The sequence below is a fragment of the Pseudomonas sp. IT-P2 genome, from assembly GCF_949767575.1.
GTDB lineage: Bacteria > Pseudomonadota > Gammaproteobacteria > Pseudomonadales > Pseudomonadaceae > Aquipseudomonas > Aquipseudomonas pharyngis.
In genome coordinates, this window is the sequence record NZ_CATKQA010000045.1 from 159981 (window position 1) to 186235 (window position 26255).

At 61.9% G+C, this 26255-nt stretch carries 24 protein-coding genes and 1 other RNA gene; 16 read left to right on the plus strand and 9 right to left on the minus strand.

Features of this window, described 5'->3' with window-relative positions; all coding sequences use genetic code 11:
* The first annotated feature begins 442 nt into the window (after positions 1 to 442).
* The 15 genes from ccoN to ACM6JM_RS22515 all read left to right on the plus strand — a co-directional run bounded on the left by ccoN (position 443) and on the right by ACM6JM_RS22515 (position 13570).
* Positions 443 to 1885 (plus strand): cytochrome-c oxidase, cbb3-type subunit I, encoded by a 1443-nt coding sequence (gene ccoN / locus ACM6JM_RS22445; protein WP_039770049.1) that lies wholly within the window; start codon positions 443 to 445, stop codon positions 1883 to 1885.
* A complete protein-coding gene (ccoO, locus tag ACM6JM_RS22450) occupies positions 1885 to 2493 on the plus strand; it encodes a cytochrome-c oxidase, cbb3-type subunit II (protein ID WP_011333287.1) in 609 nt (202 codons plus the stop codon). The genes ccoN and ccoO overlap by 1 nt, the downstream gene beginning before the upstream one ends.
* Positions 2494 to 2498: 5 nt before the next feature.
* A complete protein-coding gene (locus ACM6JM_RS22455) occupies positions 2499 to 2684 on the plus strand; it encodes a CcoQ/FixQ family Cbb3-type cytochrome c oxidase assembly chaperone (protein WP_003175465.1) in 186 nt (61 codons plus the stop codon).
* On the plus strand, positions 2681 to 3664 hold the full coding sequence (gene ccoP, locus ACM6JM_RS22460; protein WP_039770046.1) for a cytochrome-c oxidase, cbb3-type subunit III: 984 nt from the start codon (positions 2681 to 2683) through the stop codon (positions 3662 to 3664). Before ACM6JM_RS22455 ends, ccoP begins: the two co-directional genes overlap by 4 nt.
* Before the next feature lie 174 nt (positions 3665 to 3838).
* On the plus strand, positions 3839 to 4093 hold the full coding sequence (locus ACM6JM_RS22465) for a type II toxin-antitoxin system Phd/YefM family antitoxin (protein WP_039770179.1): 255 nt from the start codon (positions 3839 to 3841) through the stop codon (positions 4091 to 4093).
* Positions 4094 to 4501, plus strand: a complete 408-nt coding sequence (locus tag ACM6JM_RS22470; RefSeq protein WP_039770044.1) for a type II toxin-antitoxin system VapC family toxin — start codon at positions 4094 to 4096, stop codon at positions 4499 to 4501. It abuts the gene before it with no gap.
* Positions 4502 to 4629: 128 nt separating this feature from the next.
* Positions 4630 to 4818, plus strand: a complete 189-nt coding sequence (locus ACM6JM_RS22475) for a hypothetical protein (protein ID WP_039770042.1) — start codon at positions 4630 to 4632, stop codon at positions 4816 to 4818.
* Between the two features lie 264 nt (positions 4819 to 5082).
* Positions 5083 to 6498, plus strand: a complete 1416-nt coding sequence (gene ccoG / locus ACM6JM_RS22480; protein WP_085649031.1) for a cytochrome c oxidase accessory protein CcoG — start codon at positions 5083 to 5085, stop codon at positions 6496 to 6498.
* An 11-nt stretch (positions 6499 to 6509) separates the two neighbouring features.
* A complete protein-coding gene (locus ACM6JM_RS22485; protein ID WP_085667902.1) occupies positions 6510 to 7049 on the plus strand; it encodes a FixH family protein in 540 nt (179 codons plus the stop codon).
* Positions 7050 to 7182: 133 nt separating this feature from the next.
* Positions 7183 to 9633, plus strand: a complete 2451-nt coding sequence (locus tag ACM6JM_RS22490) for a heavy metal translocating P-type ATPase (protein ID WP_414882512.1) — start codon at positions 7183 to 7185, stop codon at positions 9631 to 9633.
* A 22-nt stretch (positions 9634 to 9655) separates the two neighbouring features.
* Positions 9656 to 9868 carry a cbb3-type cytochrome oxidase assembly protein CcoS gene (gene ccoS / locus ACM6JM_RS22495; RefSeq protein WP_064594725.1) on the plus strand — a complete coding sequence of 71 codons (213 nt, stop codon included), beginning with the start codon at positions 9656 to 9658 and terminating at the stop codon, positions 9866 to 9868.
* On the plus strand, positions 9861 to 10544 hold the full coding sequence (locus ACM6JM_RS22500; protein WP_039770036.1) for a sulfite exporter TauE/SafE family protein: 684 nt from the start codon (positions 9861 to 9863) through the stop codon (positions 10542 to 10544). Before ccoS ends, ACM6JM_RS22500 begins: the two co-directional genes overlap by 8 nt.
* A gap of 82 nt (positions 10545 to 10626) precedes the next feature.
* Positions 10627 to 12009, plus strand: coding sequence for an oxygen-independent coproporphyrinogen III oxidase (hemN, locus tag ACM6JM_RS22505; RefSeq protein WP_011333280.1), 1383 nt, complete (start codon positions 10627 to 10629; stop codon positions 12007 to 12009).
* A gap of 199 nt (positions 12010 to 12208) precedes the next feature.
* Entirely contained in the window at positions 12209 to 12943 is a 735-nt protein-coding gene (fnr, locus tag ACM6JM_RS22510) for a fumarate/nitrate reduction transcriptional regulator Fnr (protein ID WP_039770035.1), read from the plus strand.
* Between the two features lie 78 nt (positions 12944 to 13021).
* Positions 13022 to 13570 carry an adenine phosphoribosyltransferase gene (locus tag ACM6JM_RS22515; protein WP_003223345.1) on the plus strand — a complete coding sequence of 183 codons (549 nt, stop codon included), beginning with the start codon at positions 13022 to 13024 and terminating at the stop codon, positions 13568 to 13570.
* A gap of 135 nt (positions 13571 to 13705) precedes the next feature.
* Here the strand turns inward: ACM6JM_RS22515 and ACM6JM_RS22520 are convergent, their stop codons facing one another.
* From ACM6JM_RS22520 to dnaX, 5 genes are all read right to left on the minus strand, one after another.
* Positions 13706 to 14854: an acyl-CoA dehydrogenase family protein gene (locus ACM6JM_RS22520; RefSeq protein ID WP_414882513.1), complete on the minus strand. Its 1149-nt coding sequence runs from the start codon at positions 14852 to 14854 to the stop codon at positions 13706 to 13708.
* A gap of 71 nt (positions 14855 to 14925) precedes the next feature.
* Positions 14926 to 15528, minus strand: a complete 603-nt coding sequence (gene recR, locus ACM6JM_RS22525) for a recombination mediator RecR (RefSeq protein WP_007951652.1) — start codon at positions 15526 to 15528, stop codon at positions 14926 to 14928.
* A gap of 66 nt (positions 15529 to 15594) precedes the next feature.
* Positions 15595 to 16629 carry an NADP-dependent oxidoreductase gene (locus tag ACM6JM_RS22530; protein ID WP_414882514.1) on the minus strand — a complete coding sequence of 345 codons (1035 nt, stop codon included), beginning with the start codon at positions 16627 to 16629 and terminating at the stop codon, positions 15595 to 15597.
* A 148-nt stretch (positions 16630 to 16777) separates the two neighbouring features.
* The gene (locus ACM6JM_RS22535) at positions 16778 to 17116 is read right to left on the minus strand and encodes a YbaB/EbfC family nucleoid-associated protein (protein WP_007951650.1); all 339 of its coding nucleotides are present in this window, start codon (positions 17114 to 17116) and stop codon (positions 16778 to 16780) included.
* A gap of 67 nt (positions 17117 to 17183) precedes the next feature.
* Entirely contained in the window at positions 17184 to 19268 is a 2085-nt protein-coding gene (gene dnaX / locus ACM6JM_RS22540; RefSeq protein WP_414882515.1) for a DNA polymerase III subunit gamma/tau, read from the minus strand.
* Between the two features lie 145 nt (positions 19269 to 19413).
* Here dnaX and ACM6JM_RS22545 point away from each other — a divergent pair, with 145 nt between their 5' ends.
* Entirely contained in the window at positions 19414 to 20163 is a 750-nt protein-coding gene (locus tag ACM6JM_RS22545; protein ID WP_414882516.1) for a substrate-binding periplasmic protein, read from the plus strand.
* A 9-nt stretch (positions 20164 to 20172) separates the two neighbouring features.
* Here ACM6JM_RS22545 and ACM6JM_RS22550 read toward each other — a convergent pair whose 3' ends face one another.
* The 4 genes from ACM6JM_RS22550 to ligA form a co-directional block, all read right to left on the minus strand.
* Complete coding sequence (locus ACM6JM_RS22550) at positions 20173 to 22131, minus strand: hypothetical protein (protein WP_414882517.1); 1959 nt, start codon at positions 22129 to 22131, stop codon at positions 20173 to 20175.
* Positions 22132 to 22348: 217 nt separating this feature from the next.
* Positions 22349 to 22445: signal recognition particle sRNA small type (ffs, locus tag ACM6JM_RS22555), an RNA gene on the minus strand.
* Between the two features lie 111 nt (positions 22446 to 22556).
* Positions 22557 to 23723: a putative zinc-binding metallopeptidase gene (locus tag ACM6JM_RS22560; RefSeq protein ID WP_085667907.1), complete on the minus strand. Its 1167-nt coding sequence runs from the start codon at positions 23721 to 23723 to the stop codon at positions 22557 to 22559.
* Positions 23724 to 23876: 153 nt separating this feature from the next.
* Positions 23877 to 26234: an NAD-dependent DNA ligase LigA gene (gene ligA, locus ACM6JM_RS22565; protein WP_414882518.1), complete on the minus strand. Its 2358-nt coding sequence runs from the start codon at positions 26232 to 26234 to the stop codon at positions 23877 to 23879.
* Between the last annotated feature and the right edge of the window lie 21 nt (positions 26235 to 26255).

Genomic DNA, 26255 nt, shown 5'->3' on the forward strand with positions numbered 1-26255 from the left:
TTGTCGCTTGCAGCTGCTTCCTTTTGTCGCACCCCTTCACCCCCTCTCCTTTCGGTTACCCGGATTCGGGTCTACGCTTGCTCGATGCGGACTGGCCCGTGCCGGTTCCAGGTCGACCCCGAGCGAGGAATTGAACGAATCGGCTGACTGACATGGCCGCAAAGGCCGGTAGATACCGGTTGTCGTGCCCATTACCGTCCGTCACCCGAACCGAGCGTTCGAACACACCCCGTTACATCCGACCGGGACCCCTCGCTTTTTTCGTCCGCTGCGACATTTTGTCCGAGGGCAATTTTGTCCTTACGCGGCGCATGGAAAGGCCGCAGAATCAGCGTTGGAAAGCATTGACCCAGGTCATGGCGCGTTGCATTGACCCCCTGCTTTCTACATACTTGCGGCCGATTTTAATCCTAATAAAACACCCAAACCGTGGAACCTTAGAATGAGCACAGCAATCAGTCCGACTGCTTATAACTATAAGGTAGTCCGCCAGTTCGCCATCATGACGGTGGTCTGGGGGATCCTTGGCATGGGGCTCGGTGTCTTCATCGCCTCGCAACTGGTCTGGCCGGAGTTGAACTTCGGTCTGCCGTGGACGAGCTTTGGACGCCTGCGCCCGTTGCACACAAACCTGGTGATTTTCGCCTTCGGTGGTTGTGCACTGTTTGCCACTTCCTACTATGTCGTGCAGCGAACCTGCCAGACGCGACTGATTTCCGACAGCCTCGCGGCCTTCACCTTCTGGGGATGGCAAGCGGTGATCGTCGGCGCGATCATTACCTTGCCGCTGGGTTACACCACCACCAAGGAATACGCGGAACTGGAATGGCCGATCGCCATTTTGCTGGCCATTGTCTGGATTTCCTACGGACTGGTGTTCTTCGGCACCATCACCAAGCGCAAGACCAAGCACATCTATGTCGGTAACTGGTTCTACGGTGCGTTCATCGTGGTGACCGCGATGCTGCACATCGTCAACCACATGTCGCTGCCGGTCAGCCTGTTCAAGTCCTACTCGGCCTACTCGGGCGCCACCGACGCGATGATCCAGTGGTGGTACGGCCACAACGCCGTGGGCTTCTTCCTGACCACCGGCTTCCTGGGGATGATGTACTACTTCGTGCCGAAACAGGCCGAACGTCCGATCTACTCCTATCGTCTGTCGATCGTGCACTTCTGGGCGCTGATCACCCTGTACATCTGGGCCGGCCCGCACCACCTGCACTACACCGCACTGCCGGACTGGGCACAATCGCTGGGCATGGCGATGTCGATCATCCTGCTGGCACCGAGCTGGGGCGGCATGATCAACGGCATGATGACCCTGTCGGGCGCCTGGCATAAGCTGCGCACCGACCCGATCCTGCGCTTCCTGGTGGTATCGCTGGCGTTCTACGGCATGTCGACCTTCGAAGGTCCGATGATGGCGATCAAGACCGTCAACTCGCTCTCGCACTACACCGACTGGACCATCGGCCACGTACACGCCGGTGCACTCGGCTGGGTAGCGATGATCTCGATCGGCGCGATCTACCACATGATCCCGAAACTGTTCGGCCGCGCGCAGATGCACAGCACCGGCCTGATCAACGCGCACTTCTGGCTCGCGACCATCGGTACCGTGCTGTACATCGCTTCGATGTGGGTCAACGGCATCACTCAAGGCCTGATGTGGCGTGCAATCAACGACGACGGCACCCTCACCTACTCGTTCGTCGAAGCGCTGCAGGCCAGCCACCCCGGCTTCATCGTCCGAGCCCTGGGCGGTGCGTTCTTCGCCAGCGGCATGCTGCTGATGGCTTACAACGTATGGCGCACCGTGCGCGCCTCGAACCCGGCTGAAGCCGAAGCCGCCGCCAAGATCGCCGTAGTTGGAGCTCACTGATGAAGCATGAAGCTGTCGAGAAGAATATTGGTCTGCTGGCCTTCTTCATGGTCATCGCCGTCAGCGTCGGTGGCCTGACCCAAATCGTTCCGCTGTTTTTCCAGGACGTCACCAACAAGCCGGTCGAAGGCATGAAGCCGCGCACCGCCCTTGAACTGGAAGGCCGCGACGTTTACATCGCCAACGGCTGTGTCGGCTGCCACTCGCAGATGATCCGTCCGTTCCGTGCCGAAACCGAACGCTATGGCCACTACTCGGTCGCCGGTGAAAGCGTCTGGGATCACCCGTTCCTGTGGGGTTCCAAGCGTACCGGCCCGGACCTGGCCCGCGTCGGCGGTCGTTACTCCGATGACTGGCAGCGTGCACACTTGTACAACCCGCGCAACGTCGTCCCCGAGTCGAAAATGCCGGCCTACCCGTTCCTCGTAGAAAACAAGCTCGATGGCAAAGACACGGCCAAGAAAATGGAAGTGTTGCGCACGCTCGGCGTCCCTTACACCGACGAAGACATCGCCGGTGCAAGAGATGCCGTGAAGGGCAAAACCGAAATGGACGCGCTGGTGGCCTATCTGCAAGGCCTGGGCACCATCATCAAAAGCAAACGGTGATTCTGATGGATATCGGGATGATTCGAGGCCTGGGCACCGTTGTCGTGATGGTTGCCTTCATCGGCCTGGCGTTGTGGGTGTTCAGCCCCAAGCGCAAGTCGGAGTTTGAAGACGCGACCTTGCTGCCCTTCGCGGATGATCCCGAAGCCATCAAGCACGTCGAGCAAGCTTCTAGGAGTAACAAAGAATGACTACATTCTGGAGTCTGTACGTCACAGTCCTCAGTCTCGGTACGATCTTTTCCCTGACCTGGCTGCTGCTGTCGACCCGCAAGGGCCAGCGCAGCGAGCAGACGGACGAGACGGTCGGCCACTCCTTCGACGGGATCGAGGAGTACGACAACCCGCTGCCGAAATGGTGGTTCATGCTGTTCGTGGGCACCATCGTGTTCGCTCTGGGTTATCTGGTGCTGTACCCGGGCCTGGGCAACTGGAAAGGCCTGCTGCCGGGCTACAACTACCTCGATACCGAGAAGCAGACCGCGTTCGCCAACGGCCAGACCGGCTGGACCGGCGTTCACGAGTGGGAAAAGGAAATGGCGCGTTCGGATGCCAAGTTCGGTCCGATCTTCGCCAAGTTCGCCGCCATGCCGATCGAAGAAGTCGCCAAGGATCCACAAGCCCTGAAAATGGGTGGCCGCCTGTTCGCCTCCAACTGCTCGGTCTGCCACGGCTCCGACGCCAAGGGCGCTTATGGCTTTCCCAACCTGACCGACGCCGACTGGCGCTGGGGTGGCGAGCCGGAAACCATCAAGACCACCATCATGGGCGGTCGTCACGCGGTGATGCCGGCCTGGGCTGAAGTGATCGGTGAGCAAGGCGTGGCCGACGTGGCTGCGTTCGTGCTGACCAATCTGGATGGCCGCAAGCTGCCGGAAGGCACCAAGGCAGATCCGGCCAATGGCCAGAAACTGTTCGCCGCCAACTGCGTGGCCTGCCACGGCCCGGCGGGTAAAGGTACGCCAGCCATGGGCGCACCCGATCTGACCCACCCGGCCGCGTTCATCTACGGTTCGAGCTTCGCCCAACTGCAGCAGACCATCCGTTACGGCCGTCAGGGCCAGATGCCTGCCCAGGAACAACTGCAAGGCAACGACAAGGTTCACCTGCTGGCGGCTTACGTTTACAGCCTGTCCCACGGTGAAAAACCAGCGGAAGCCGAGGCCCAGTAAGGCCAACGCCTGAAGCAAACAAAGCGGCCCCGCCAATGAGAATTGGCGGGGCCGTTTTGTTTCTGCCTTTTTGAATGCCCGACCAGCGGTCAGGCTCGTCAGGCCTTCCCGGTTGTGAGACGAGGCATGAGGTAGTAACGTTGCTACATATCTTTTTCAGGAGAGGTCGCAATGATGGCCATCACCACCATTTCCAGCCGCGAATTCAATCAGGACACAAGCAGTGCCAAAAAAGCCGCACGCAATGGGCCGGTGATCATCACGGATCGTGGCAAGCCCGCCCACGTACTGCTAAGCATTGAGGAGTACGAAAAACTAACCGGCCTCAACGCGAGCATCGTCGATCTGCTGGTCATGCCTGAAGCGGCAGACATCGAGTTCGAAACCGAGCGTGCCGTGATCACTCACCGCCCTGTGGACCTGTCCTGAATGTATTTGCTAGACACCAATGTAATTTCCGAATTGCGCAAACCCCAGGCCGACAAGAACGTTGTCGCCTGGGCCAGAACGATCATTGCCCCTCGCATGTTTATCTCGGCCATTACGCTGAAGGAACTGGAGACCGGCGTCCTACGCATGGAGCGCCGTGATCCGGCTCAGGGAAAGATTCTGCGCACCTGGCTCAAGCGCCACGTAATGCCGGCCTTCGATGCGCGAATCCTGCCGGTCGATGCAGCTGTCGCCCTGCGCTGCGCGCGCATTCATGTGCCGGATCAGGCCAATGAAAGCGATGCGCTGATTGCCGCGACGGCACTGGTTCATGGGCTGACGGTGGTCACCCGCAATGTCGCCGACTTTGAATCCAGCGGCGTTGCGCTGATCAATCCGTGGGAATGAAAGACCCGCATCTCAGCTTCACATCTCGCAACTGAAATTCGATGGGCACATTGGCTGGCAAGCGATAACGTCCTGCTGCAGCCGATGGGCTGCCTACCTCACAACTCATCTTGCAAGGAAGCTATCCGATGAACGAACAACATCCGAATCAGGAAACTGATCAGCCGATTCAAATGGGTGAACAGACGCCACAAATTGACGAAGCCAACAGCGACAGCCTGAGACGACAAACACGATCCATCGTGAACGAAGCCACTGCCGACAGAAAGCGCAGTACCGGCGGGATGGACAGCCTTGGCGGCGGCCGGTTGCTTTGACCGATTGATGAAAGCGGCGGCAATTTCCGGGTTTGGGTGACTGAGCCGTCGCGATGTCAGCAGCACCCATCGTCTATAGTCAATTGATCTGCATCATGCTTTGTTACATTCGCTACACCATTCATGATTTTTCCCCAACGCGACCAAAGGTCGCACCCGTTCGTCGGTAGTACAGGCGTATCATTGCGCCACCGCAACACCCCTTTTTGACCCCGGCCGGCACGTATCGACCGAGGCATTTTTCCACTGCCGTGGGATGCAATGATGAGCAACCAGATTCCGGTACACGACGTCACGCCACCCAGCAAGAACGCAAACAACAGCGTCGACCTTTACGCCTCTCGAGAAAAAATCTACACCCGTGCTTTCACCGGCCTGTTCCGCAATCTGCGGATGATGGGCGGCGCGGCGCTGTTCCTGCTGTATTTCGGTACGGTGTGGTTGAACTGGGGCGGTCACCAGGCAGTGTGGTGGAACCTGCCGGAGCGCAAGTTCTTCATTTTCGGCGCCACCTTCTGGCCGCAGGATTTCATTCTGCTTTCCGGGCTGTTGATCATTGCCGCCTTCGGTCTGTTCTTCATCACCGTGTATGCCGGCCGGGTCTGGTGTGGTTACACCTGTCCCCAAAGCGTCTGGACCTGGATTTTCATGTGGTGCGAGAAGGTCACCGAAGGCGACCGCAACCAGCGCATCAAGCTCGACAAGGCGCCGATGAGCGCCAACAAGTTCCTGCGTAAATTCGCCAAGCACGCGCTGTGGCTGCTGATCGGCTTCGTCACCGGCATGACCTTCGTCGGCTACTTTTCGCCGATCCGCGAACTGGTAATCGAATTCTTCACCGGGCAAGCCGATGGCTGGTCGTATTTCTGGGTCGGTTTCTTCACCCTCGCCACCTACGGCAATGCCGGCTGGCTGCGTGAGCAGGTGTGCATCTACATGTGTCCGTATGCACGCTTCCAGAGCGTGATGTTCGACAAGGACACGCTGATCGTTTCCTACGACCCGCGTCGCGGTGAAAGCCGTGGTCCGCGCAAGAAAGGCATCGACTACAAGGCTCAGGGCCTGGGCGACTGCATCGACTGCACCATGTGCGTCCAGGTCTGCCCGACCGGCATCGACATCCGCGACGGCCTGCAGATCGAATGCATCGGCTGCGCCGCGTGCATCGACGCCTGCGACAGCATCATGGACAAGATGGATTACCCGCGCGGACTGATCAGCTACACCACCGAGCACAACTTGTCCGGGCAGAAAACCCATAAACTGCGGCCACGCCTGATCGGTTATGCCGTGGTGCTGCTGGCGATGATCAGCCTGTTGGTGACGGCCTTCTTCATGCGTTCGCTGGTGGGTTTCGACGTCAGCAAGGACCGCGTGCTGTACCGCGAAAACGCCGAAGGCCGGATCGAAAACGTCTACAGCCTGAAGATCATGAACAAGGATCAGCGCGACCACACCTACGTGCTGGAAGCCGCCGGTTTGCCGGATCTGCGCCTGCAAGGCAAACGCGAGATCAAGGTGCCGGCCGGGGAAATCTTCAGCATGCCGGTCGAGCTGTCGAGCGCGCCTGAACAACTGCCATCAAGCACCAACGAGGTGAAATTCATCCTCAGGGATGCCGATGACGACAGCGTCCACGTAGAAGCCAAGAGCCGGTTCATCGGCCCACAAAATCGTTGAGAGAACTGAACATGCCCGCAGCAAACGCCGCAAGTCCCTGGTACAAGCACCTTTGGCCATGGATCATCATCGCGATTCTGGCCTGTTCGGTGACCCTGACGCTGTCCATGGTGACCATCGCGGTGAACAACCCGGACAACCTGGTCAACGACAACTACTACGAGGCCGGCAAGGGCATCAATCGTTCGCTGGACCGTGAATTGCTGGCTCAGACCCTGAAGATGCGCGCCGCTGTGCACCTGGATGATGTCACCGGCGAAGTCGACCTGCGCCTGAGCGGCGACAGCCAGCCGAAAACCCTGGAACTGAACCTGATCTCGCCGACCCAGCCGGAGAAGGATCGCAAGATCGTCCTCGCCCGCAGCGAGACTGAAACGGGCCGCTACATTGGCCAGTTGAGCGACAAGGTCGAAGGCCGGCGCTTTGTTGAATTGCTGGGCACTCAGGACGATCACGTGTGGCGGATGTTCGAGGAAGAGCTGGTCAACCATGACAAGGATCTGTTGCTGGGTGATGAGCCGTTGCAGGGTGCAGAAGACCTGAAGAAATAAGCCTTACTCTGATCGTTCCCACGCTCTGCGTGGGCACGCCGCCAGGGACGCTCCGCGTCCCAGCCGAAGCGGACGCGGAGCGTCCGGGGAGGCATTCCCACGCGGAGCGTGGGAACGATCATCGGAACGCCTCATGACCATTCCAATCCCCTGCTACCACTGCGCCCTGCCCGTCCCGTCCGGCAGTCGCTTCACCGCCGTCGTGCTCGGGGAGTCCCGCGAGTTCTGCTGCCCCGGCTGCCAGGCCGTGGCCGAAGCCATCGTCGCCGGCGGCCTGGAAAGTTATTACCAGCATCGCAGCGAAGCTTCGGCCAACCCCGAAGCGCTGCCGGTGCAACTGGTCGATGAGCTTGAGCTGTACGACCGCGCCGACGTGCAGCAACCCTTCGTGCGCCACGAAGGTGAGCTGGCCGAGACCACGTTGCTGATGGAAGGCATCAGTTGCGCCGCCTGCGGCTGGCTGATCGAGAAACACCTGCGCAACCTGCCCGCCGTAGCCGAGGCGCGGCTCAATCTGTCTAACCATCGCCTGCATGTGCGCTGGGCTGACGCTCAGCTGCCACTGAGCCAGATCCTCGGCGAACTGCGCCACATCGGCTACGCCGCGCACCCGTATCAGGCCGACCGCGCCAGCGAACAACTGGCCAGTGAAAACCGCCTGGCCCTGCGCCAGCTCGGGGTCGCCGGGCTGTTGTGGTTCCAGGCGATGATGGCGACCATGGCGACCTGGCCGGAATTCAACATCGACCTCAGCCCGGAGCTGCATACGATCCTGCGCTGGGTCGCGCTGTTCCTCACCACGCCGATCGTGTTCTACAGCTGCGCGCCATTTTTCAAGGGTGCCATGCGCGACCTGCGCACCCGCCACCTCACCATGGACGTCTCGGTGTCGCTGGCCATAGGCGCGGCTTACGTCGCCGGGATCTGGACTTCGATCACCGGGGTCGGCGAACTGTATTTCGACGCAGTGGGCATGTTCGCGCTGTTCCTGCTCGCCGGGCGCTACCTCGAACGCCGCGCCCGGGAGCGCACCGCTGCCGCCACCGCACAACTGGTCAATCTGCTGCCGGCCTCGTGCCTGCGCCTCGACGACGCCGGCCAGAGCGAACGCATCCTGCTCAGCGAACTGCGCCTCGGTGATCGGGTGCTGGTGCAACCGGGCTCAGTGCTGCCGGCGGACGGCAAGATCCTCGATGGCCAGTCGAGCATCGACGAATCGGTGCTGACCGGCGAATACCTGCCGCAACCGCGCACCAAAGGCGATGCGGTCACCGCCGGTACGCTGAACGTGGAAGGTGCGCTGACCGTCGAGGTGCAGGCACTCGGCCAGGACACGCGGCTGTCGGCCATCGTCCGCCTGCTGGATCGCGCCCAGGCGGAAAAACCACGACTGGCGGAAATCGCCGACCGTGCTGCGCAATGGTTCCTGCTGCTGTCGTTGATCGCGGCGGCCGCCATCGGCCTGCTGTGGTGGGAACTGGATTCGTCACGGGCGTTCTGGATCGTCCTCGCAATGCTGGTTGCAACCTGCCCGTGCGCGCTGTCTCTGGCGACGCCGACCGCCCTCACCGCCGCCACCGGCACCCTGCACAAACTCGGCCTGCTGCTGACGCGCGGTCATGTGCTGGAAGGCTTGAATCAGATCGACACGGTGATCTTCGACAAGACCGGCACCCTCACCGAAGGCCGACTGGTACTGCGTTCGATCCGCCCGCTCGGGGCCCTCGACAACGATCAATGCCTGAGCCTGGCCGCCGCCCTGGAAAACCGTTCCGAACACCCGATCGCCCGCGCCTTCGGTCGCGCACCGCTGGCTGCCGAAGAGGTCCACAGCACGCCGGGCCTGGGGCTTGAAGGGTTGGTTGGCGAACAACGCTTGCGCATCGGCCAGGCGGATTTTGTCTGTGATCTCAGCGGCGTGCCTGTGCCCTCGATGCCGAAGGAACCGGGGCAATGGTTGCTGCTCGGTGACAGTAACGGACCGCTGGCCTGGTTCGCCCTCGACGACCGTCTGCGCGACGACGCCCCGGCCCTGCTCGCCGCGTGCAAGGCGCGCGGCTGGCGCACGCTGCTGCTGTCGGGCGACAGTTCGCCGATGGTCGCCAGTGTCGCCGCCGAACTGGGTATCGACGAGGCCCGGGGCGGTCTGCGCCCGGACGACAAGCTGCAAGTGCTGCAACAACTGCACAAGGACGGCCGCAAGGTGTTGATGCTCGGTGACGGCGTGAACGACGTGCCGGTACTGGCCGCTGCGGACATCAGCGTGGCCATGGGCTCGGCCACTGATCTGGCGAAAACCAGTGCCGACGCGGTGCTGCTGTCCAACCGCCTCGACGCCTTGGTACAAGCCTTCACGCTGGCCCGCCGTACTCGCAGGGTGATCATCGAGAACCTGTTGTGGGCCGCGCTGTACAATGGCCTCATGTTGCCGTTCGCCGCCCTCGGCTGGATCACTCCGGTGTGGGCCGCCGTCGGCATGTCGATCAGTTCGCTGACCGTGGTACTCAACGCCCTGCGCCTGACTCGCCTGCCGAGTGCGCCGGCCGTCAGCGCCACGTCAGAAACCCGCCCGCTGCCGGCCTGAGCCGCGCGGGCATGGAGTACAGATGCCAGCTCTCTACGTGATGATTCCGGCCGCGCTGCTGATCGTGGCCATCGCCGTTTACATCTTCTTCTGGGCGGTGGACAGCGGCCAGTACGACGACCTCGACGGTCCGGCCCACAGCATCCTGTTCGACGACCAGGACCCGAACCACACTGCCGCTGTGGACGAAGCCAACCCGACAAAAGCGGACGACAAGGCGCCACCTCATGCTTGAACTGGCGCCGCTGCTGGTGTCTGCGTTGATCCTTGGCCTGCTCGGCGGCGGCCATTGCCTGGGCATGTGCGGAGGCTTGATGGGCGCGCTGACTCTGGCGATTCCCAAGGAACAACGCAGCCGACGCTTTCGATTGTTGCTGGCCTATAACCTCGGGCGGATTCTCAGTTATGCCACGGCCGGTCTGCTGATCGGGCTGGCCGGTTGGGCGGTGGCCAACAGTCCCGCCGCGCTGTTCATGCGGGTTTTGGCCGGGTTGCTGCTGATCGCCATGGGCCTGTATCTGGCGGGCTGGTGGAGCGGTCTGACCCGCATCGAAAGCCTTGGCCGAGGACTGTGGCGTTACATTCAACCCGTCGCCAACCGCTTGCTGCCGGTGTCGAGCCTGCCCCGGGCCTTGCTGCTCGGCGCGCTGTGGGGATGGCTGCCGTGCGGGCTGGTTTACAGCACGTTGCTGTGGTCGGCCAGTCAGGGCAATGCGTTGGACAGTGCATTGCTGATGCTCGCCTTCGGGCTCGGCACCTGGCCGGTGTTGCTGGCCACCGGCCTCGCGGCCGAGCGGGTCACGGCGCTGTTGCGCAAACGCAGCGTGCGCATGGCCGGCGGTCTGCTGGTGATCCTGTTCGGTATCTGGACCCTGCCGGGGCCGCACCAGCACTGGCTGATGGGCCACTGATCCCGTTGATGCAAATCAAGATGCCTTTTCGCGCCCTCCCCTAGACTCGGCACACTGCCAGCCTATCCGGGGGAATGCCCGCATGCTCGACGCCATTCGTTGGGACACCGATTTGATCCGCCGCTACGACTTGGCGGGGCCGCGCTACACCTCGTACCCGACGGCCGTGCAATTTCACAGCCAGGTCGGCACCTTCGACCTGTTTCATGCCCTGCGCGACAGCCGCAAGGCCCTGCGCCCGCTGTCGCTGTACGTACACGTGCCGTTCTGCGCGAACATCTGCTACTACTGCGCCTGCAACAAGGTCATCACCAAGGATCGCGGCCGCGCGCTGCCCTATCTGCAACGGCTCGAGCAGGAAATCCAGCTGATCGCCTGTCACCTCGACCCGGCGCAGAAAGTCGAGCAACTGCACTTCGGCGGCGGCACGCCGACCTTTCTCAGCCACGATGAATTGCGCCAGTTGATGGCGCACCTGCGCAAGCATTTCAATCTGCTGGACGATGACTCCGGTGATTACGGCATCGAGATCGACCCGCGCGAAGCCGACTGGTCGACCATGGGCCTGCTGCGCGAATTGGGCTTCAACCGGGTCAGCATCGGCCTGCAGGATCTCGACCCGGCGGTACAACGGGCGGTCAATCGCCTGCAAAGTCTGGAGGAAACCCGCGCGGTGATCGACGCGGCGCGGACCCTGCAATTTCGCTCGATCAACATCGACCTGATTTACGGCCTGCCCAAGCAGACTCCAGATAATTTCGCCCGCACCGTCGAGGAAGTCATCAGCCTGCAACCGGACCGGCTCTCGGTATTCAACTACGCACACCTGCCGGAACGCTTCATGCCGCAGCGGCGGATCAACGGCAACGAACTGCCGAGCCCGGCGCAGAAACTGGAAATGCTGCAGCGGACCATCGAACAACTGACCGCCGCCGGCTATCGCTACATCGGCATGGACCACTTCGCCCTGCCCGACGATGAACTGGCGATTGCTCAGGAAGAATCGACCCTGCAACGTAATTTCCAGGGCTACACCACCCACGGTCACTGCGATCTGATCGGCCTGGGCGTGTCGGCGATCAGCCAGATCGGCGATCTGTACTGCCAGAACAGCAGCGACCTCAATCACTACCAGAACACCCTCGCCGGCGCGCAACTGGCTACCAGCCGAGGCTTGGTGTGCAACGCTGACGATCGCCTGCGGCGCGCGGTGATCCAACAACTGATCTGCAATTTCAGCCTGGACTTCGCCGAGATCGAGCGCAGCTTCAACATCGATTTTCAGGGTTACTTCGGCGCGCTCTGGCCACAATTGCAGGGCATGGCGCAGGACGGGTTGATCGAACTGGATCGCGAGCGCATCACCGTGCTGCCGGCCGGGCGACTGCTGGTGCGTTCGGTGTGCATGGTGTTCGATGCGTATCTGGAACAGCAGAATCGCCAGCGCTTTTCCCGGGTGATCTGACTTTTCATCAACAACGCAGGGGGCTGCGTATCCATAGCGGTCATCGAAACGGTGCCTTGCACGCCGTCCGAGACACGTTTATCGGCCGTCATCCCTGCGGCGTTTTGCCGGCCGGGCAATCTCGCCACAGGCTGGCCTGAATGTCCTCCGCTGGGTTACCCTTACGCCTTATGTGTGTTTTCCCACAAGGATTTAAGAAATGTCCGAGCCAGTTAAACTGCGCGCTCACAACCAGGCTAATTGCAAGGATTGCAGCCTGGCCCCTCTCTGCCTGCCACTTTCGCTGAATCTGGAAGACATGGAAGCGCTGGACGAAATCGTTAAACGGGGTCGCCCGTTGAAAAAGGGTGAGTTCCTGTTCCGCCAGGGCGACACCTTCGATTCCGTTTATGCAGTACGCTCCGGCGCTCTGAAGACCTTCAGCCTGAGCGATACCGGCGAAGAACAACTGACCGGCTTCCACCTGCCGAGCGAGCTGGTCGGGCTGTCCGGCATGGACACCGAGAAACACCCGGTTTCCGCCCAGGCCCTTGAAACCACCTCGGTCTGCGAAATTCCGTTCGAACGCCTTGATGAGCTGGCCCTGCAACTGCCGCAGCTACGCCGTCAGCTGATGCGCGTGATGAGCCGCGAAATCCGCGACGACCAACAGATGATGTTGCTGCTGTCGAAGAAAACCGCCGACGAGCGCATCGCCACCTTCCTGGTCAACCTGTCGGCGCGTTTCCGCGCTCGCGGCTTCTCGGCCAATCAGTTCCGCCTGAGCATGTCGCGCAATGAAATCGGCAACTATCTGGGGCTGGCGGTGGAAACCGTGTCCCGGGTCTTCACCCGCTTCCAGCAGAACGAACTGATCGCCGCCGAGGGCAAGGAAATCCACATCCTCGACCCGATCCAGCTCTGCGCCCTGGCCGGCGGCTCGCTCGAAGTCTGATCTCGACCCGCGGCCGAGCGAATCGTTTCAGCCGCGGGTATACTGCGCCGTTTGCAGCCCTGCCAGGACACCTCGACGATGGTCTTCGACTCCTTCGACATCAAATCCCTGATCCGCCCCGTGATCGACTTCCCGAAACCGGGTGTGATCTTTCGCGACATCACCCCGCTGTTCCAGTCGCCCAAGGCCCTGCGCCTGGTGATGGACAGCTTCGCCCACCGCTATGTCGAAGCCGACTTCACCCACATCGGTGCGATGGATGCGCGTGGTTTCCTGATCGGTTCGGTACTGGCCTATCAGTTGAACAAGCCGCTGGTGTTGTTCCGCAAGCAGGGCAAGCTGCCGGCGGACGTGCTGGCCGAAGGCTACGCGACCGAGTACGGCGAAGCGTTCCTCGAAGTGCACGCCGACAGCCTGTGCGAGGGCGACTCGGTGGTGATGTTCGATGACCTGATCGCCACCGGCGGCACGCTGATCGCAGCGGCCAACCTGATCCGCCGCATGGGCGCCCGCGTTCATGAAGCGGCGGCGATCATTGATCTGCCGGAACTGGGTGGTTCGCAGCGTCTGGAGGACATGGGGATTCCTACGTTCTGCCTGACGCAGTTTGCGTTGACTGATAAGTAAAACCCCGCGCCTGATCGTTCCCACGCTCTGCGTGGGAATGCCTCAACGGACGCTCCGCGTTCGGCTTTGGAAGGGACGCGGAGCGTCCCGGGCTGCATTCCCACGCGGAGCGTGGGAACGATCAAACACCGAAGATTACAGTCCCATCTGTTTGCTGATGATCTCGTTCATCACTTCCCGCGTCCCGCCGCCAATCGACAGAATCCGGTTATCCCGATACAGCCGCTCCACCAGACTTTCGCGCATATAACCCAGCCCGCCAAGAATCTGCACCGCCTCATTGGTAATCCGGTCCGAAGTGTCCGTGGCAAAGTTCTTGGCCATGGAAATCTCCTTGATCACGCTCTGCCCCGCCGCCATCTTCGCCGCCTGCCGATAGGTGAACTCCCGCGAGACTTCCAGCGCCGTGGCCATTTCCGCGAGGCGATGCTTGATCACCTGGAACTTGCCGATGGGTTTGCCGAACGCTTCACGCTCCTTCGCCCACTTCAGGCTTTCTTCCAGCGCCAGTTGCGCGGTCATGTTGGCCATCAGCGCCAGCGCCAGACGTTCGCTCTGAAAGTTGCCCATGATGCAGGCGAACCCCATGTTCTCCGCGCCAATCAGGTTTCCTACGGCCACCCGGCAATCATCGAAGAACAATTCAGCCGTGTCCGACGCCCACCAGCCCATTTTCTTCAGCGGCCGGCCGACGGTGAAACCGGGCGTGCCCTTCTCGATCAACAGCAGGCTGATGCCGCCAAAACCGGGCGCGCCGGTACGCACTGCGACGGTGTAGTAGTCGGCGCGCACGCCACTGGTAATGAAAGTTTTGCTGCCGCTGACTCGATAGTGGTCGCCATCGCGTACGGCGCGGGTCTGCAGGTTGGCGACATCCGAGCCGCCGCCCGGTTCGGTGACGGCCAGCGCGCTGATTTTCTCGCCGCTGAGTACTTGGGGGACGACGCGGTTACGCACTTCGGGCCGAGCCCATTTGACGATCGGCGGCAACCCGATATCGAGCGAACCGAGCCCGGCGACCAGCCCGCCGGAGCCGCAACGCATCAGTTCTTCGCTGGCGGCGATCTTGGCAAACAGATCACCTTCGTGACTGCCGCCGAGCGCTTCGGGGTAACCGATGCCGAGAATGCCGGCCGCACCGGCCTTCAGGTACAGCTCACGGGGAAAGCTCTCGGCTTCTTCCCACGCATCGATGTCCGCCAGGATCTCGCGCTCGACGAAACGTCTGACGCTGTCGCGGACCATTTGGTGGCTGGGGTCGAAGTATTCCTGGAAGGCGGGCATCGGCGAACTCCATGGAAGGGTTCGCCGAACTTAACCGAGCGCTTGCTTGGTTTTCAACAGGATTGTGTGACTCAGAGGGAAATCGGCTTGCGCCCGGCAAACGAGTGGGCCAGCGTGCCGCCGTCCACCAGCTCCAGTTCGCCGCCCAGCGGTACGCCGTGAGCGATGCGCGAGGCGATCAGGCCTTTGTTCTGCAGCAACTGGGCGATGTAGTGTGCCGTCGCCTCGCCTTCCACGGTCGGATTGGTGGCGAGGATGACTTCGGTGAAGGTGCCCGCCTCTTCGATCCGCGCCATCAATTGCGGAATGCCGATGGCTTCCGGGCCCAGGCCGTCCAGCGGCGACAGGTGCCCCTTGAGCACGAAATAGCGCCCGCGAAATCCGGTCTGCTCGACCGCGTAGACGTCCATCGGCCCTTCCACCACGCACAGCAGCGTGTCGTCGCGACGGGTGTCGGCACATTGTGGGCACAGATCGTCTTCGGTCAGCGTGCGGCACTGGCGGCAGTGTCCGACCCCTTCCATGGCCTGGCTCAAGGCCTGGGCCAGGCGCGTACCGCCGCTGCGGTCACGTTCGAGCAACTGCAACGCCATACGCTGGGCAGTTTTCTGACCCACGCCCGGCAAGGTTCGCAGGGCGTCGATCAGTTGGCGAATCAAAGGGCTGAAGCTCATGGGGAAAAAGTCCGACAAAACAACGAGACGCGGTTTATACCCGCGCCTCCGGCCAGCGTCAAATCCTCAGTCCTGGGCGACCTTCACCACCAGTTTGCCGAAGTTGCGCCCCTCCAGCAGCCCGATAAACGCCTCAGGCGCCTGCTCCAGGCCCTCGACCACGTCCTCGCGGAATTTCACCTTGCCATCGCGCACCCACGGCACCATCGCGCTGATGAATTCCGGCTGACGGTCGCCGTAGTCGTCGAACACGATGAAACCCTGAATCCGTACCCGTTTGGTCAGCAAGGTGCGTTGCAACATGGGCAGGCGATCCGGGCCTTTCGGCGCTTCCGAAGCGTTGTAGCCAGCAATCAGGCCACACAACGGGACCCGCGCCTTGGGATTGAGGAGCGGCACGACGGCATCGAAGACGTGACCGCCGACGTTTTCATAATAGATGTCGATGCCATTGGGGCAGGCCTTGGCCAGTTGTTCGGCGAAATCCGGCGCCTTGTGATCGATACAGGCGTCGAAGCCCAGTTCCTCGACCACGTATTTGCACTTCTCGGCACCACCGGCCACGCCGACGGCGCGCAGGCCTTTGATCTTGGCAACCTGGCCGACCACCGAACCCACTGCGCCGGAAGCGGCGGCGACCACCAGGGTCTCCCCTTCTTTAGGCTGACCGATGTCCATCAATCCCATGTAGGCGGTCATGCCCGGCATGCCCAGCACGCCAAGCGCCATTGACGGACTCGGCAGGCCGGACGGGATCGGGATGATGTTGCGGCCATCGCTGATGCTGTGGCTTTGCCAGCCGGTGGCACCAACCACCAGATCGCCGGCGTGGAATTTCGGATGACGCGACTGCTCGACCCGGCTGACAGCGCCGCCGGTCATCACTTCGTCGATTTGTACCGGCGCCGCGTAGGACGGCGCGTCACTCATGCGCCCGCGCATGTAGGGATCAAGCGACAGGTACAGGGTTTTGAGCAACACCTGGCCGTCTTCAAGGTCCGGCAGCGCCTCGCGCTCCAGACGGAAGTTCTCGGGCGTTGGCGCACCTACCGGCCGCGAGGCAAGCACGAAGCGTTGATTGAGGGTCAGAGGGTCGGACATGTCAGCGTCTCCTTTGAATGATGAATTCGGCGGTATAGGGAGCAGACCGTTGCAGCTATTGCGCGTTCGATGTTTCGTCAGCCGGAAACAAAAATGCCAGGCGCGATGCCTGGCATTTTTTGTAGCTCATCCAACCCGCAAAGGCGAATCAGAACGGCAGTTTCATACCGGCCGGCAGGTTCATGCCAGCGGTCATGCTGCCCATTTTGGCCTGGCTGTTGGCTTCGATCTGACGCACGGCGGCGTTGACGGCTGCAGCCACCAGATCCTCGACCACTTCACGGTCGTCTTCGTCCAGGCCCGGCAGTACGCTCGGGTCGATGCTGACTTTCTTCACGTCATGACGACCGGTCATCACCACGGTGACCAGATCGCCACCGGCCTTGCCGGTGACTTCGGCGTTGGCCAGTTCTTCCTGCATCTTGGCCATTTTTTCCTGCATCTGCTGCGCCTGCTTCATCAGGCCGGCCATGCCACCTTTCATCATGGGAATCACCTCAAAAGTACTTGGATCAAAACAGCGCCCGGCCATACAGGCCGGACGCCCTCAGTTATTAGCCCTGACTGACCAGGGCGTCGACAGGTTCAATAGTATCGTGTCGCACGACCGCGCCGAACTGCTGGACCATCTGCTGGATGAACGGATCGCCGTGGATCGATTCTTCAGCCTCGCGCTGACGGTTGGCACGGCGCCGGGACGCGGCCTGGGCCGGGGTTTCCTGTTCGGGCTTGATCAGCTCGATGGTCAGGGTCAGCGTGCGTCCGTGGAACTGGTTCAGCGCATCGTTCAGGCGACGCTGCTGGGTGGCGTTGAACAAGGCGCTGTGGGCCGGGTCCAGGTGCATCAGCCAGTTGTCGCCGTCGACCGCGATCAGCGTGCAGTTGGCGGCGATGCTGCCGGTCATGCCGGAGATCGGCAGTTTCGGGAACAGTTCCAGCCATTGCAGGGCCAGACCGGTGGCCGGCGCGGCGGCAGGTTCCGGCTCGGGTTCGGGAGTCGGTTCTGCGGCGTGTTCGCTGGCCAGATCGTCGAGGTAACTGTAGGCCGAATCCATGTCCGGCTCGATGTAATCCTCGTCGAGCGGCGGCTCGTCGTCCATGTCCATGCCCGGTGTGGCGGCATCGACGTCGGCTACTGACGGCTCGGGGATCGGCGCGGCGGCCCACTCTGGGGCGTCCGGCACGACGCTGTCCGGAGTCGGCAGTGGCATTGGCGGCAAATCGGGTTGTTCGGCGGTGGTTTCCAGAACGGGCTCCACCGCTGGCTGCTGCACAGGCGCCGGTTCTACCGGGTCATTCCACGGCAGATCGACAACTTCCTCAACAGCAACCGGCTCTGGCTCTGGCTCAGGAACGGGTTCCGGCACAATCACCTGGGCAACCGGTGCAGGCTCGGGAGCAGGCGCAACCACCAGTGCTGGCGCGGGTGTGGGCGCAACAGCCGCAGCAACTACCGGCGCAGGTTTCGGCGCGGCAGCCACTGAGTTTGCGGAATCAACTGTGGCCTGGCTGATCCCCACTGGCTTTAGCGGTTGCCTCGGGGCGTCCGCCGTGTCCGCCGGCCGGAAGGCCAGCATCCGCAGCAGGACCATTTCGAAGCCGCCTCGCGGGTCCGGCGCCAGCGGCAAGTCGCGGCGACCGATCAGGCCCATCTGGTAATAGAACTGCACGTCTTCGGCCGGCAAGGCCTGGGCCAGGGCCAACACCCGGTCACGGTCGCCGTGGCCGTTGTCGACACCTTCCGGCAAGGCCTGGGCGATGGCGACGCGGTGCAGCACGTTGAGAATTTCCGAGAGCACGCCGTTCCAGTCCGGACCCTGTTCGGCCAGATGGCGCACGGCTTCGAGCAACGCCTTGGCGTCGCCTTCGATCAGCGCGTGCAGCACATCGTAGACCTGGCCGTGATCCAGCGTACCGAGCATAGCCCGCACGTCGGCGGCCAGCACCTTGCCCTCACCGAAGGCGATGGCCTGGTCGGTCAGGCTCATGGCGTCACGCATCGAACCGTCGGCCGCGCGGCCGAGCAGCCACAGTGCGTCGTCTTCAAACGGGACGTTTTCGGCGCCCAGAACGTGGGTCAGATGCTCGACCACCCGCTCCGGCGTCATGTTCTTCAGGGAGAACTGCAGGCATCGCGACAAAATCGTTGCCGGAAGTTTCTGCGGGTCGGTGGTCGCCAGGATGAACTTGACGTAGGGCGGCGGCTCTTCGAGGGTTTTCAGCAGCGCATTGAAGGAATGGCTGGAGAGCATGTGCACTTCGTCGATCAGGTAGACCTTGAAGCGCCCGCGGCTCGGGGCGTACTGCACGTTGTCGAGCAGCTCGCGGGTGTCCTCGACCTTGGTCCGGCTCGCGGCGTCGATCTCGATCAGGTCGACGAAACGGCCTTCATCGATCTCACGGCACACCGAACACTCGCCACACGGGCTTGAAGTGATACCTGTTTCACAGTTCAGGCATTTGGCGATGATCCGCGCAATCGTGGTCTTGCCGACGCCCCGCGTACCCGTGAAGAGGTAGGCGTGGTGCAGGCGCTGGCTGTCCAAGGCATTGATCAGAGCCTTGAGCACATGGGTCTGGCCGACCATTTCGCGGAACGAGCGCGGACGCCATTTACGTGCAAGAACCTGATAACTCATCGAAAACCGTCGCGGCAAAGGAAGCAGAAGCGGCTAATGCTAGCGGAGCAAGGGCAAAATTGCATCCGGTGTGCTCGTCTATTCTGGCTAAGCTGCATGGGCAGGGGCTTTTATCGGTTCGGGATCGGGAATTACCGGAGCGTTTATGCGGTGGGCCGTGGGGGCAATACTGGGAATCAGCCTGAGCGCGATGGCGTCGCAACCGCCACTGCGCTTCGCCGTTGCCGACAGCTGGGCGATGCCGATGGTGCAGATCGAACGCGGCCGCCCGACCCAGGGCATCCTCTACGACATGATGCTCAGCCTGGCGACCCAAGTCGGCGTGCCAGCACAATTTCACGTCCTGCCCCGCGCCCGGGTGCAGAACGCCATGGAACACGGCGAAGTCGACGTGCGCTGCTATGCCGCACAATCCTGGTTGCCGAACCTGTCCGGCGATTACATCTGGAGCCTCCCGCTGTTCTTCCAGCGCGACCTGCTGATCAGCCGTCAGGACCAACCAACCAGCGCAGATCCGGCCCACCTGCCCCGCCAGTCGATCGGCACCGTGCTCGGCTACAGCTACCCCACGCTGCAACCGATATTCGACGCCGATCGACTCTGGCGCGAAGACGCACGCAATCAGGAGCAGGTGCTCGACAAACTGCTGGCCGGCCGCTACCGCTACGCGGTGAGCAATCAATGGACCCTGGACTGGTTCAACCAGCACCTGCTGCCGGGGCAACAACTGCAAGCGGTGGCGGTGTTGCAGGAGCAGAAGGTCGGCTGCTATGTACGCAATGATCCGAACGTGCCGGTGCAGCAGATATTGAGGACGTTGCTGCGGATGAAAATGTCGGGGGAGATTGATGACATTATCCGGTTGTATACCGGTGGTTCGGGCGGCGAGCCGTAAGCCAGACCCTCAATGCCCCGCCGCATCACGAAACTGCTGGTACTCGTGATACTCGACCCACGCCACGACATCGTACGGCACGTAAAGCTTCAGCCTGGCCCGGGAGATGGCGATGTACACGGCGCAGATCCGCTGATCGAACGCGTAGGCGTCCTTGAATTTCTCGTTGGTCAGCAACCCCGGTGTCAGCAGGACCTTGTCGAACTCCATGCCCCCCGCCTCTTCCGCCAGCATCAGCAGGCAGCCGTTGCCGGCGTTGTCGATCATTCGGTTCAGGCGTGTCAGGTCGGCAATCATGAAACCGTCTTCCAGCTTGGCCTTGACCCGCAGAAACGACTCGTCGAACCGGTTGGCGTCGCACACAGCCTGCCAGTCGGGCAGATCGCTGAAGTACGGATGCACGCCGTTTTCGCTGAATTCGGAACGGTAGAAGTCAGGTTTGAACAGTTCGATGGCGGTAGCCATGAAATGCTTGAGTTCATCCTGGGCGCGCTTGTCCGGGAATCTGAACTTGCAGTTGGCATCGAGCAGGTGGATGGCCCAGATCATCGTGTCCCACGGCGATGCCGTCAGCACCACGCAGCCTTCGGGCGGCACAAAACCTTCCGGATATTCCTTGATCAGGACGTCAGCATCACTGGCGCCTTCGAACGGAATCTTGCCCTTCTGCGAGTGCCGGGCGATCAGCGGGTTGACCAGCCGTTCGACGTTGCGGCCCGAGCGCACGGAATAGCTGATATCGCTCTGGCGAACCTCGCGGTGGCGCTTGACCGGTACGCCGCTGGCCTGCTGGTACTCGTCGCCGAGGGTGATCAGCACCTGACGACCGCGTTCGATGATCTGCAACAGCGACCCGGGAATATCCTGGCTCTCGTCGATCAGCACGTGCGTGTAGCGCGCCGGCACCACGCAACCAGCAATGCAGGCCCGCTTGATCATCAGCAGCGCTTCGAAGCCAGTCTGGCTGCCCCACGCCGGGTTGAGTTCGAGGTAGCCCCACACCCGGCTCGAATACTCCAGCAACACCTGAGCGTCGACGCTGGAGAGCGGCTGGTTGAAATGCGGCAGATGTTTCGCCGAAAAAGTGTGATCGCGGAAGCGGCAGTAGCGTTCGATCACTTTGAGGCAGAGTTCAAGGGTCGCCTGCCCGTCGTGGTGGCGGAAACCGAAGATATTCAGTTCCTGCGCCAGCGCCTGGCGACTGAGGATCCGAGTCGTCCCTTCAGCCTGAGGCCTGCGCCCGAGCATCAGCGATTGGGCAAACACCAGGAAGGTCTTGCCGGCCTTCTTCTCGCTCGGCCCCACCATGCGCTGGCGAAGGACTTCGAGCTTGGCCGGGGTGCGCGCCAGCAACAGGGTCTTTTCCGGGCGCAGATGCTCCAGCAACGCCACCAGCAGATGGCTTTTGCCGATCCCTGCGTAGCCTTGTACATGCAGGTCTTCGTCCAGATTGGCGCGGAAGGTTCTGACCAGTTTGTCCTGTGCCGGGCTCAACCAGCGCTCGCGCTGTCGGGGCGTCACTATCGGCTGGCTGAACGGGTCATGGCTGCGATGGCGCCGGACTTTGTATTCAAAATCCCACTGGCCATCGGGCAACAAGTAGTCGCGGGCCGATATTTCTTCGGCCAACAGAAAACGCAGGTTCAGAGGGTTCAGGACCTTCAGACCGAAATACAGTTTGCGCGGGTCGAACAGCCGCTGGGCTTCAGACAGCAGGCTCGCCGTCGTTGACTGACGGTTTTCGGCAGCCCAGGACAAGAGCTTGGCCAGAATTTTCTCTGCCGCCACGGCGCCGAGATCCTGCTCTTTCGTCTGCACCAGATTCTGGATGACCAGCACTGCCGCCAATTCGGGATCGGTCAGGCTTTCGAGCGCTTTTGCGCCACCCGCCTGCAACAGGTTCGCGCAGGTTTCATCCGTGACGGGCAAGAACACAGGGCTGGATAGATCGGAATGTTCCGGGAGCATAAAACCTCGCGGCCTGGGCGCAAACCTTAAAAGGTCGATCCTGGCCAGACTCTTCATTTATTTCGGTGGTGGCGAGTATGCGGGATTGAAGAGGCGTCGACACCTTCGCGAGCAGGGGTTCGGGTACGAAACGCCAAATCGCAGGCATAAAAAAACCGCAGTGGGCGAAACCCATGCAGTTCGGTGTTGATTCGTTCGATGTTCGTTAAGGTGGTAACCCTACCAGCCACACCCCGGCACACAATGTTCCCGCTGTGGCTGCTGCCTTCCGGCTCTGACCAGGTTCACGGGTAATCGTTGCGGGGGGACCGATAGGGTCACCATAACGACACTCGCCTGTCGGCGAGCCGCGCCATTGTACCTATCTGAGACGAAGTTACAACCGCTGGTTGCAGATTAAAAATATGAAGGGCTTCAAGCACTTGCTATTGCGCCTGAAGCACCTCGTCCGCGCGACCGCCCTCTTGCTGGATCACCAGATGAATGAAGTGCAGCTTGGCGATTGCCGCCGGCGGCAGGACGAAGGGATAGAAATCCGGCTGACCCATGCTGCGCGACAGTTCGTTGAGCATGCCGGCCAGTTCGATCCACGCATTGACGAACGACAGGAACGCCGCGCCGCCGGGATGTTCGGGGTCGTACAGCGTGCTCGACGGAAATGGCTGGTAGTCGAGGTCCATCTCCCGGGCGCTCATGCCGAAACCCAGCGCCGTGTCCACCGCGTCCATCATGTGCAGGTAATGCGCCCAGGTTTCCGCCCAGTCTTCCCACGGGTGCATGGTGGCGTAGGCGCTGACGTAATGCTGCGACCAGTCCGCCGGCGCGCCCTGTTGATAATGCCGCTCCAGCGCCTCGGCATAACTGGCGCGTTCGTCGCCGAACAGGTTGCGGAAGGAACCGAGCCACGGGCCGTTGTCGATCAGGCGATCCCAGTAGTAATGCCCGACCTCATGGCGAAAGTGCCCGAGCAGCGTGCGATAAGGTTCGTGCATCTGCGCCCGGACGCGCTCGCGGTGGGCGTCGTCGGCTTCTGCGATGTCGAGGGTGATCAGGCCGTTGGCGTGGCCGGTCATCGGCGCGTTGCCTTGCAGATCGACGCCGATGAAATCGAAGGCCAGGCCGGTGGCTTCGTCGAGCGTTTTCGGGATGACCGGCAGTCCAAGGCTGATCAGTTGCGCGACCAGTCGCCGCTTGGCGATTTCCACCTTGCGCCAGCGTTCGGGGTTTTCCGGGACGGACAGATCGGGAATGGTGCGATTCAGAGCGCAGGCCGCACACAGACTGTCGTGATCGTTGGCGGGCAGCAGCCAGTTGCAGGCGGCCGGGGTGTCGAGGTTGGCGCAGCGCCGGAACAGCCCGGCGTCGGGATCGACGTCCAGCGTCCAGGTGCCCTCTTGCGGCCCCGGTTGCAGCGAGGTCAGCCGGCTGTGTTCCGGTTGATAACCCAGCGCCGCGTTGCAGGCCAGGCACTGGCTGTTGCGAAAGAACAGCGACTGGCCGCAACGGCACGGCCAGACTTTGCTGTTGCGCGAGGATTCGCCCATCAACGGCGCGACGATGCGGGAACTGAGCTGCTCGAAAAAGCGGTACATGGCGATCTCTCCCTTGGGCTTGCCAAGACTAGATCATTCCCGCCCAAAGATCGTTCCCACGCTCTGCGTGGGAATGCATACCGTGACGCTCTGCGTCACAGCGGACGCGGAGCGTCCGGGGCGGCATTCCCACGCGGAGCGTGGGAACGATCATCAGGCGCTGATACCGTGCCCTTTCAGGAACGCGATAAAGGCCTCTTCGTCCATCACCTTCACACCCAGCTCGTTGGCCTTGGTCAGTTTCGACCCGGCGCCCGGCCCAGCGACCACGCAGTGAGTCTTGGCTGACACGGAACCGGCGACCTTGGCGCCGAGGCTTTCCAGGTGTTCTTTGGCGACATCGCGGCTCATCAGCTCGACCTTGCCAGTCAGCACCCAGGTTTCGCCAGCCAGCGGCAAGCCTTCGACGACTTTCTTTTCGCTCTGCCAGTGCATGCCGAAATCGCGCAGTTGCTTTTCGGCCGCTTCAGCCAGTTGACGATGCTCGAGCAAGGCAAAAAACTCGCGAACCGAGTTGGCCTGCTTCTCCGGCAGTGCCTGGCGCATGTCCAGCCAGTCCGCGTTCATCACCCCTTCCAGCGTTTCGAACTTGTCAGCCAGCTTCTGCGCCCCGCCCGGCCCCACCGAAGGAATGTGCAGCTTGTCGAGGAAGCCGCCCAGCGTGGTGCTCGCGGCAAACTCGGCGCCCAGTTCGCCCTGATCCTGAATTTCCAGACCGTGGCCCAGCAACTCGGCGATCACCTGCTGGTTGTGCGCATCTTCAAAAAAGCTGTGGATCTCGTGCGCCACTTCCAGACCGATGTCCGGCAGGTACGTCAGCACCTGCGGCAAGGCTTGCTGGACGCGCTCCAGCGACCCCAGCGAGCGGGCCAGCACCTTGGCCGTCTCCTCGCCGACATCCGGAATGCCCAGCGCATAGATGAACCGCGCCAGCCCCGGTTTCTTGCTGTCTTCAATCGCAGCCAGCAACTTGTTGCTCGACACCTCGGCAAAGCCTTCGAGGTCGACGATGTCCTCGAACTTCAGCGCGTAGAGATCAGCCGGCGAACTGACCAGTCCCTCATCGACCAACTGCTCGACACTCTTGTCACCGAGGCCTTCGATGTCCATCGCGCGGCGGGAGACAAAGTGAATGATCGCCTGCTTGAGCTGTGCACCACAGGCCAGTCGGCCGACGCAGCGATACACCGCGCCTTCGCTGATGGTTTCCTTGCCCTTGCTGCGTTTGACCAGTTGCGTGCGTTCGACATGGGAACCACAAACCGGGCAACTCTCGGGAATCTGCACCGGCCGCGCGTCTTCGGGACGACGCTCGGTGACAACCTGCACCACTTGCGGGATCACGTCACCGGCGCGGCGAATGATCACCGTGTCGCCGATCATCAGGCCCAACCGGGCGACTTCGTCCATGTTATGCAGCGTGGCATTGGCCACGGTAACGCCGGCCACCTTGACCGGCTTCAAGCGCGCCACGGGTGTGACGGCACCGGTGCGGCCGACCTGGAATTCCACGTCGAGCAGTTCGGTGAGTTCTTCCATGGCCGGGAATTTGTGGGCGATGGCCCAGCGCGGTTCACGGGCGCGGAAACCCAGTTCGCGCTGATCGGCAATGCTGTTGACCTTGAACACCACACCGTCGATTTCATAGGCCAGCGAATTACGGCGTTCGCCGATATCGCGGTAGTAATCCAGGCATTCGCCAATGCCCTTGGCCAGCTTCAATTCGTGGCTGATCGGCATGCCCCAGGCTTGCAGCTGTTTGAGGTTGCCGATGTGAGTGTCGGCGATGTCGTGAGAGACCTGACCGATGCCGTAGCAGCAGAATTCCAGCGGGCGGTTGGCGGTGATCTTCGAATCCAGCTGACGCAGGCTGCCGGCGGCGGCGTTGCGCGGGTTGGCGAAAGTCTTGCCGCCGACCTCCAGTTGCGAGGCGTTGAGGCGTTCGAAACCGGCCTTGGACATGAACACTTCGCCGCGCACTTCCAGGGTCGCGGGCCAGCCCGTGCCGTGCAGCTTCAGCGGAATGTTGCGCACCGTGCGCACGTTGACGCTGATGTCTTCGCCAGTGGTGCCGTCGCCGCGCGTGGCGCCGCGCACCAGCACGCCGTCCTGATACAGCAGGCTGACCGCCAGGCCATCGAGTTTCGGCTCGCAGCTGTATTCCACCGCCGCGCCACCGCCGAACAGGTCACCGGCCGGCAGATCCAGACCCTCGGTCACCCGACGGTCGAACTCGCGCATGTCGGTTTCTTCGAAGGCGTTGCCGAGGCTGAGCATCGGCACTTCGTGACGCACCTGGGTGAACGCGGTCAGCGCGACGCTGCCAACGCGCTGGGTCGGCGAGTCGCTGGTGATCAGTTCCGGGTTGGCCGCTTCCAGCGCCTTGAGCTCGTGGAACAACCGGTCGTACTCGGCATCCGGAATGCTCGGCTCATCGAGGACGTGGTAACGGTAGTTGTGCTGATCGAGTTCAGCGCGCAGCTCTAGAATGCGGTCTTTGGCGGCAGTCATGGGTGTTCTCTCATAAAGCAA

Bases quoted from the DNA above. Each gene is read 5' to 3' on its own strand.
- ccoN (WP_039770049.1), top strand. From the start codon at position 443: ATGAGCACAGCAATCAGTCCGACTGCTTATAACTATAAGGTAGTCCGC.
- ccoO (WP_011333287.1), top strand. From the start codon at position 1,885: ATGAAGCATGAAGCTGTCGAGAAGAATATTGGTCTGCTGGCCTTCTTC.
- ACM6JM_RS22455 (WP_003175465.1), top strand. From the start codon at position 2,499: ATGGATATCGGGATGATTCGAGGCCTGGGCACCGTTGTCGTGATGGTT.
- ccoP (WP_039770046.1), top strand. From the start codon at position 2,681: ATGACTACATTCTGGAGTCTGTACGTCACAGTCCTCAGTCTCGGTACG.
- ACM6JM_RS22465 (WP_039770179.1), top strand. From the start codon at position 3,839: ATGGCCATCACCACCATTTCCAGCCGCGAATTCAATCAGGACACAAGC.
- ACM6JM_RS22470 (WP_039770044.1), top strand. From the start codon at position 4,094: ATGTATTTGCTAGACACCAATGTAATTTCCGAATTGCGCAAACCCCAG.
- ACM6JM_RS22475 (WP_039770042.1), top strand. From the start codon at position 4,630: ATGAACGAACAACATCCGAATCAGGAAACTGATCAGCCGATTCAAATG.
- ccoG (WP_085649031.1), top strand. From the start codon at position 5,083: ATGAGCAACCAGATTCCGGTACACGACGTCACGCCACCCAGCAAGAAC.
- ACM6JM_RS22485 (WP_085667902.1), top strand. From the start codon at position 6,510: ATGCCCGCAGCAAACGCCGCAAGTCCCTGGTACAAGCACCTTTGGCCA.
- ACM6JM_RS22490 (WP_414882512.1), top strand. From the start codon at position 7,183: ATGACCATTCCAATCCCCTGCTACCACTGCGCCCTGCCCGTCCCGTCC.
- ccoS (WP_064594725.1), top strand. From the start codon at position 9,656: ATGCCAGCTCTCTACGTGATGATTCCGGCCGCGCTGCTGATCGTGGCC.
- ACM6JM_RS22500 (WP_039770036.1), top strand. From the start codon at position 9,861: ATGCTTGAACTGGCGCCGCTGCTGGTGTCTGCGTTGATCCTTGGCCTG.
- hemN (WP_011333280.1), top strand. From the start codon at position 10,627: ATGCTCGACGCCATTCGTTGGGACACCGATTTGATCCGCCGCTACGAC.
- fnr (WP_039770035.1), top strand. From the start codon at position 12,209: ATGTCCGAGCCAGTTAAACTGCGCGCTCACAACCAGGCTAATTGCAAG.
- ACM6JM_RS22515 (WP_003223345.1), top strand. From the start codon at position 13,022: ATGGTCTTCGACTCCTTCGACATCAAATCCCTGATCCGCCCCGTGATC.
- ACM6JM_RS22520 (WP_414882513.1), bottom strand. From the start codon at position 14,854: ATGCCCGCCTTCCAGGAATACTTCGACCCCAGCCACCAAATGGTCCGC.
- recR (WP_007951652.1), bottom strand. From the start codon at position 15,528: ATGAGCTTCAGCCCTTTGATTCGCCAACTGATCGACGCCCTGCGAACC.
- ACM6JM_RS22530 (WP_414882514.1), bottom strand. From the start codon at position 16,629: ATGTCCGACCCTCTGACCCTCAATCAACGCTTCGTGCTTGCCTCGCGG.
- ACM6JM_RS22535 (WP_007951650.1), bottom strand. From the start codon at position 17,116: ATGATGAAAGGTGGCATGGCCGGCCTGATGAAGCAGGCGCAGCAGATG.
- dnaX (WP_414882515.1), bottom strand. From the start codon at position 19,268: ATGAGTTATCAGGTTCTTGCACGTAAATGGCGTCCGCGCTCGTTCCGC.
- ACM6JM_RS22545 (WP_414882516.1), top strand. From the start codon at position 19,414: ATGCGGTGGGCCGTGGGGGCAATACTGGGAATCAGCCTGAGCGCGATG.
- ACM6JM_RS22550 (WP_414882517.1), bottom strand. From the start codon at position 22,131: ATGCTCCCGGAACATTCCGATCTATCCAGCCCTGTGTTCTTGCCCGTC.
- ACM6JM_RS22560 (WP_085667907.1), bottom strand. From the start codon at position 23,723: ATGTACCGCTTTTTCGAGCAGCTCAGTTCCCGCATCGTCGCGCCGTTG.
- ligA (WP_414882518.1), bottom strand. From the start codon at position 26,234: ATGACTGCCGCCAAAGACCGCATTCTAGAGCTGCGCGCTGAACTCGAT.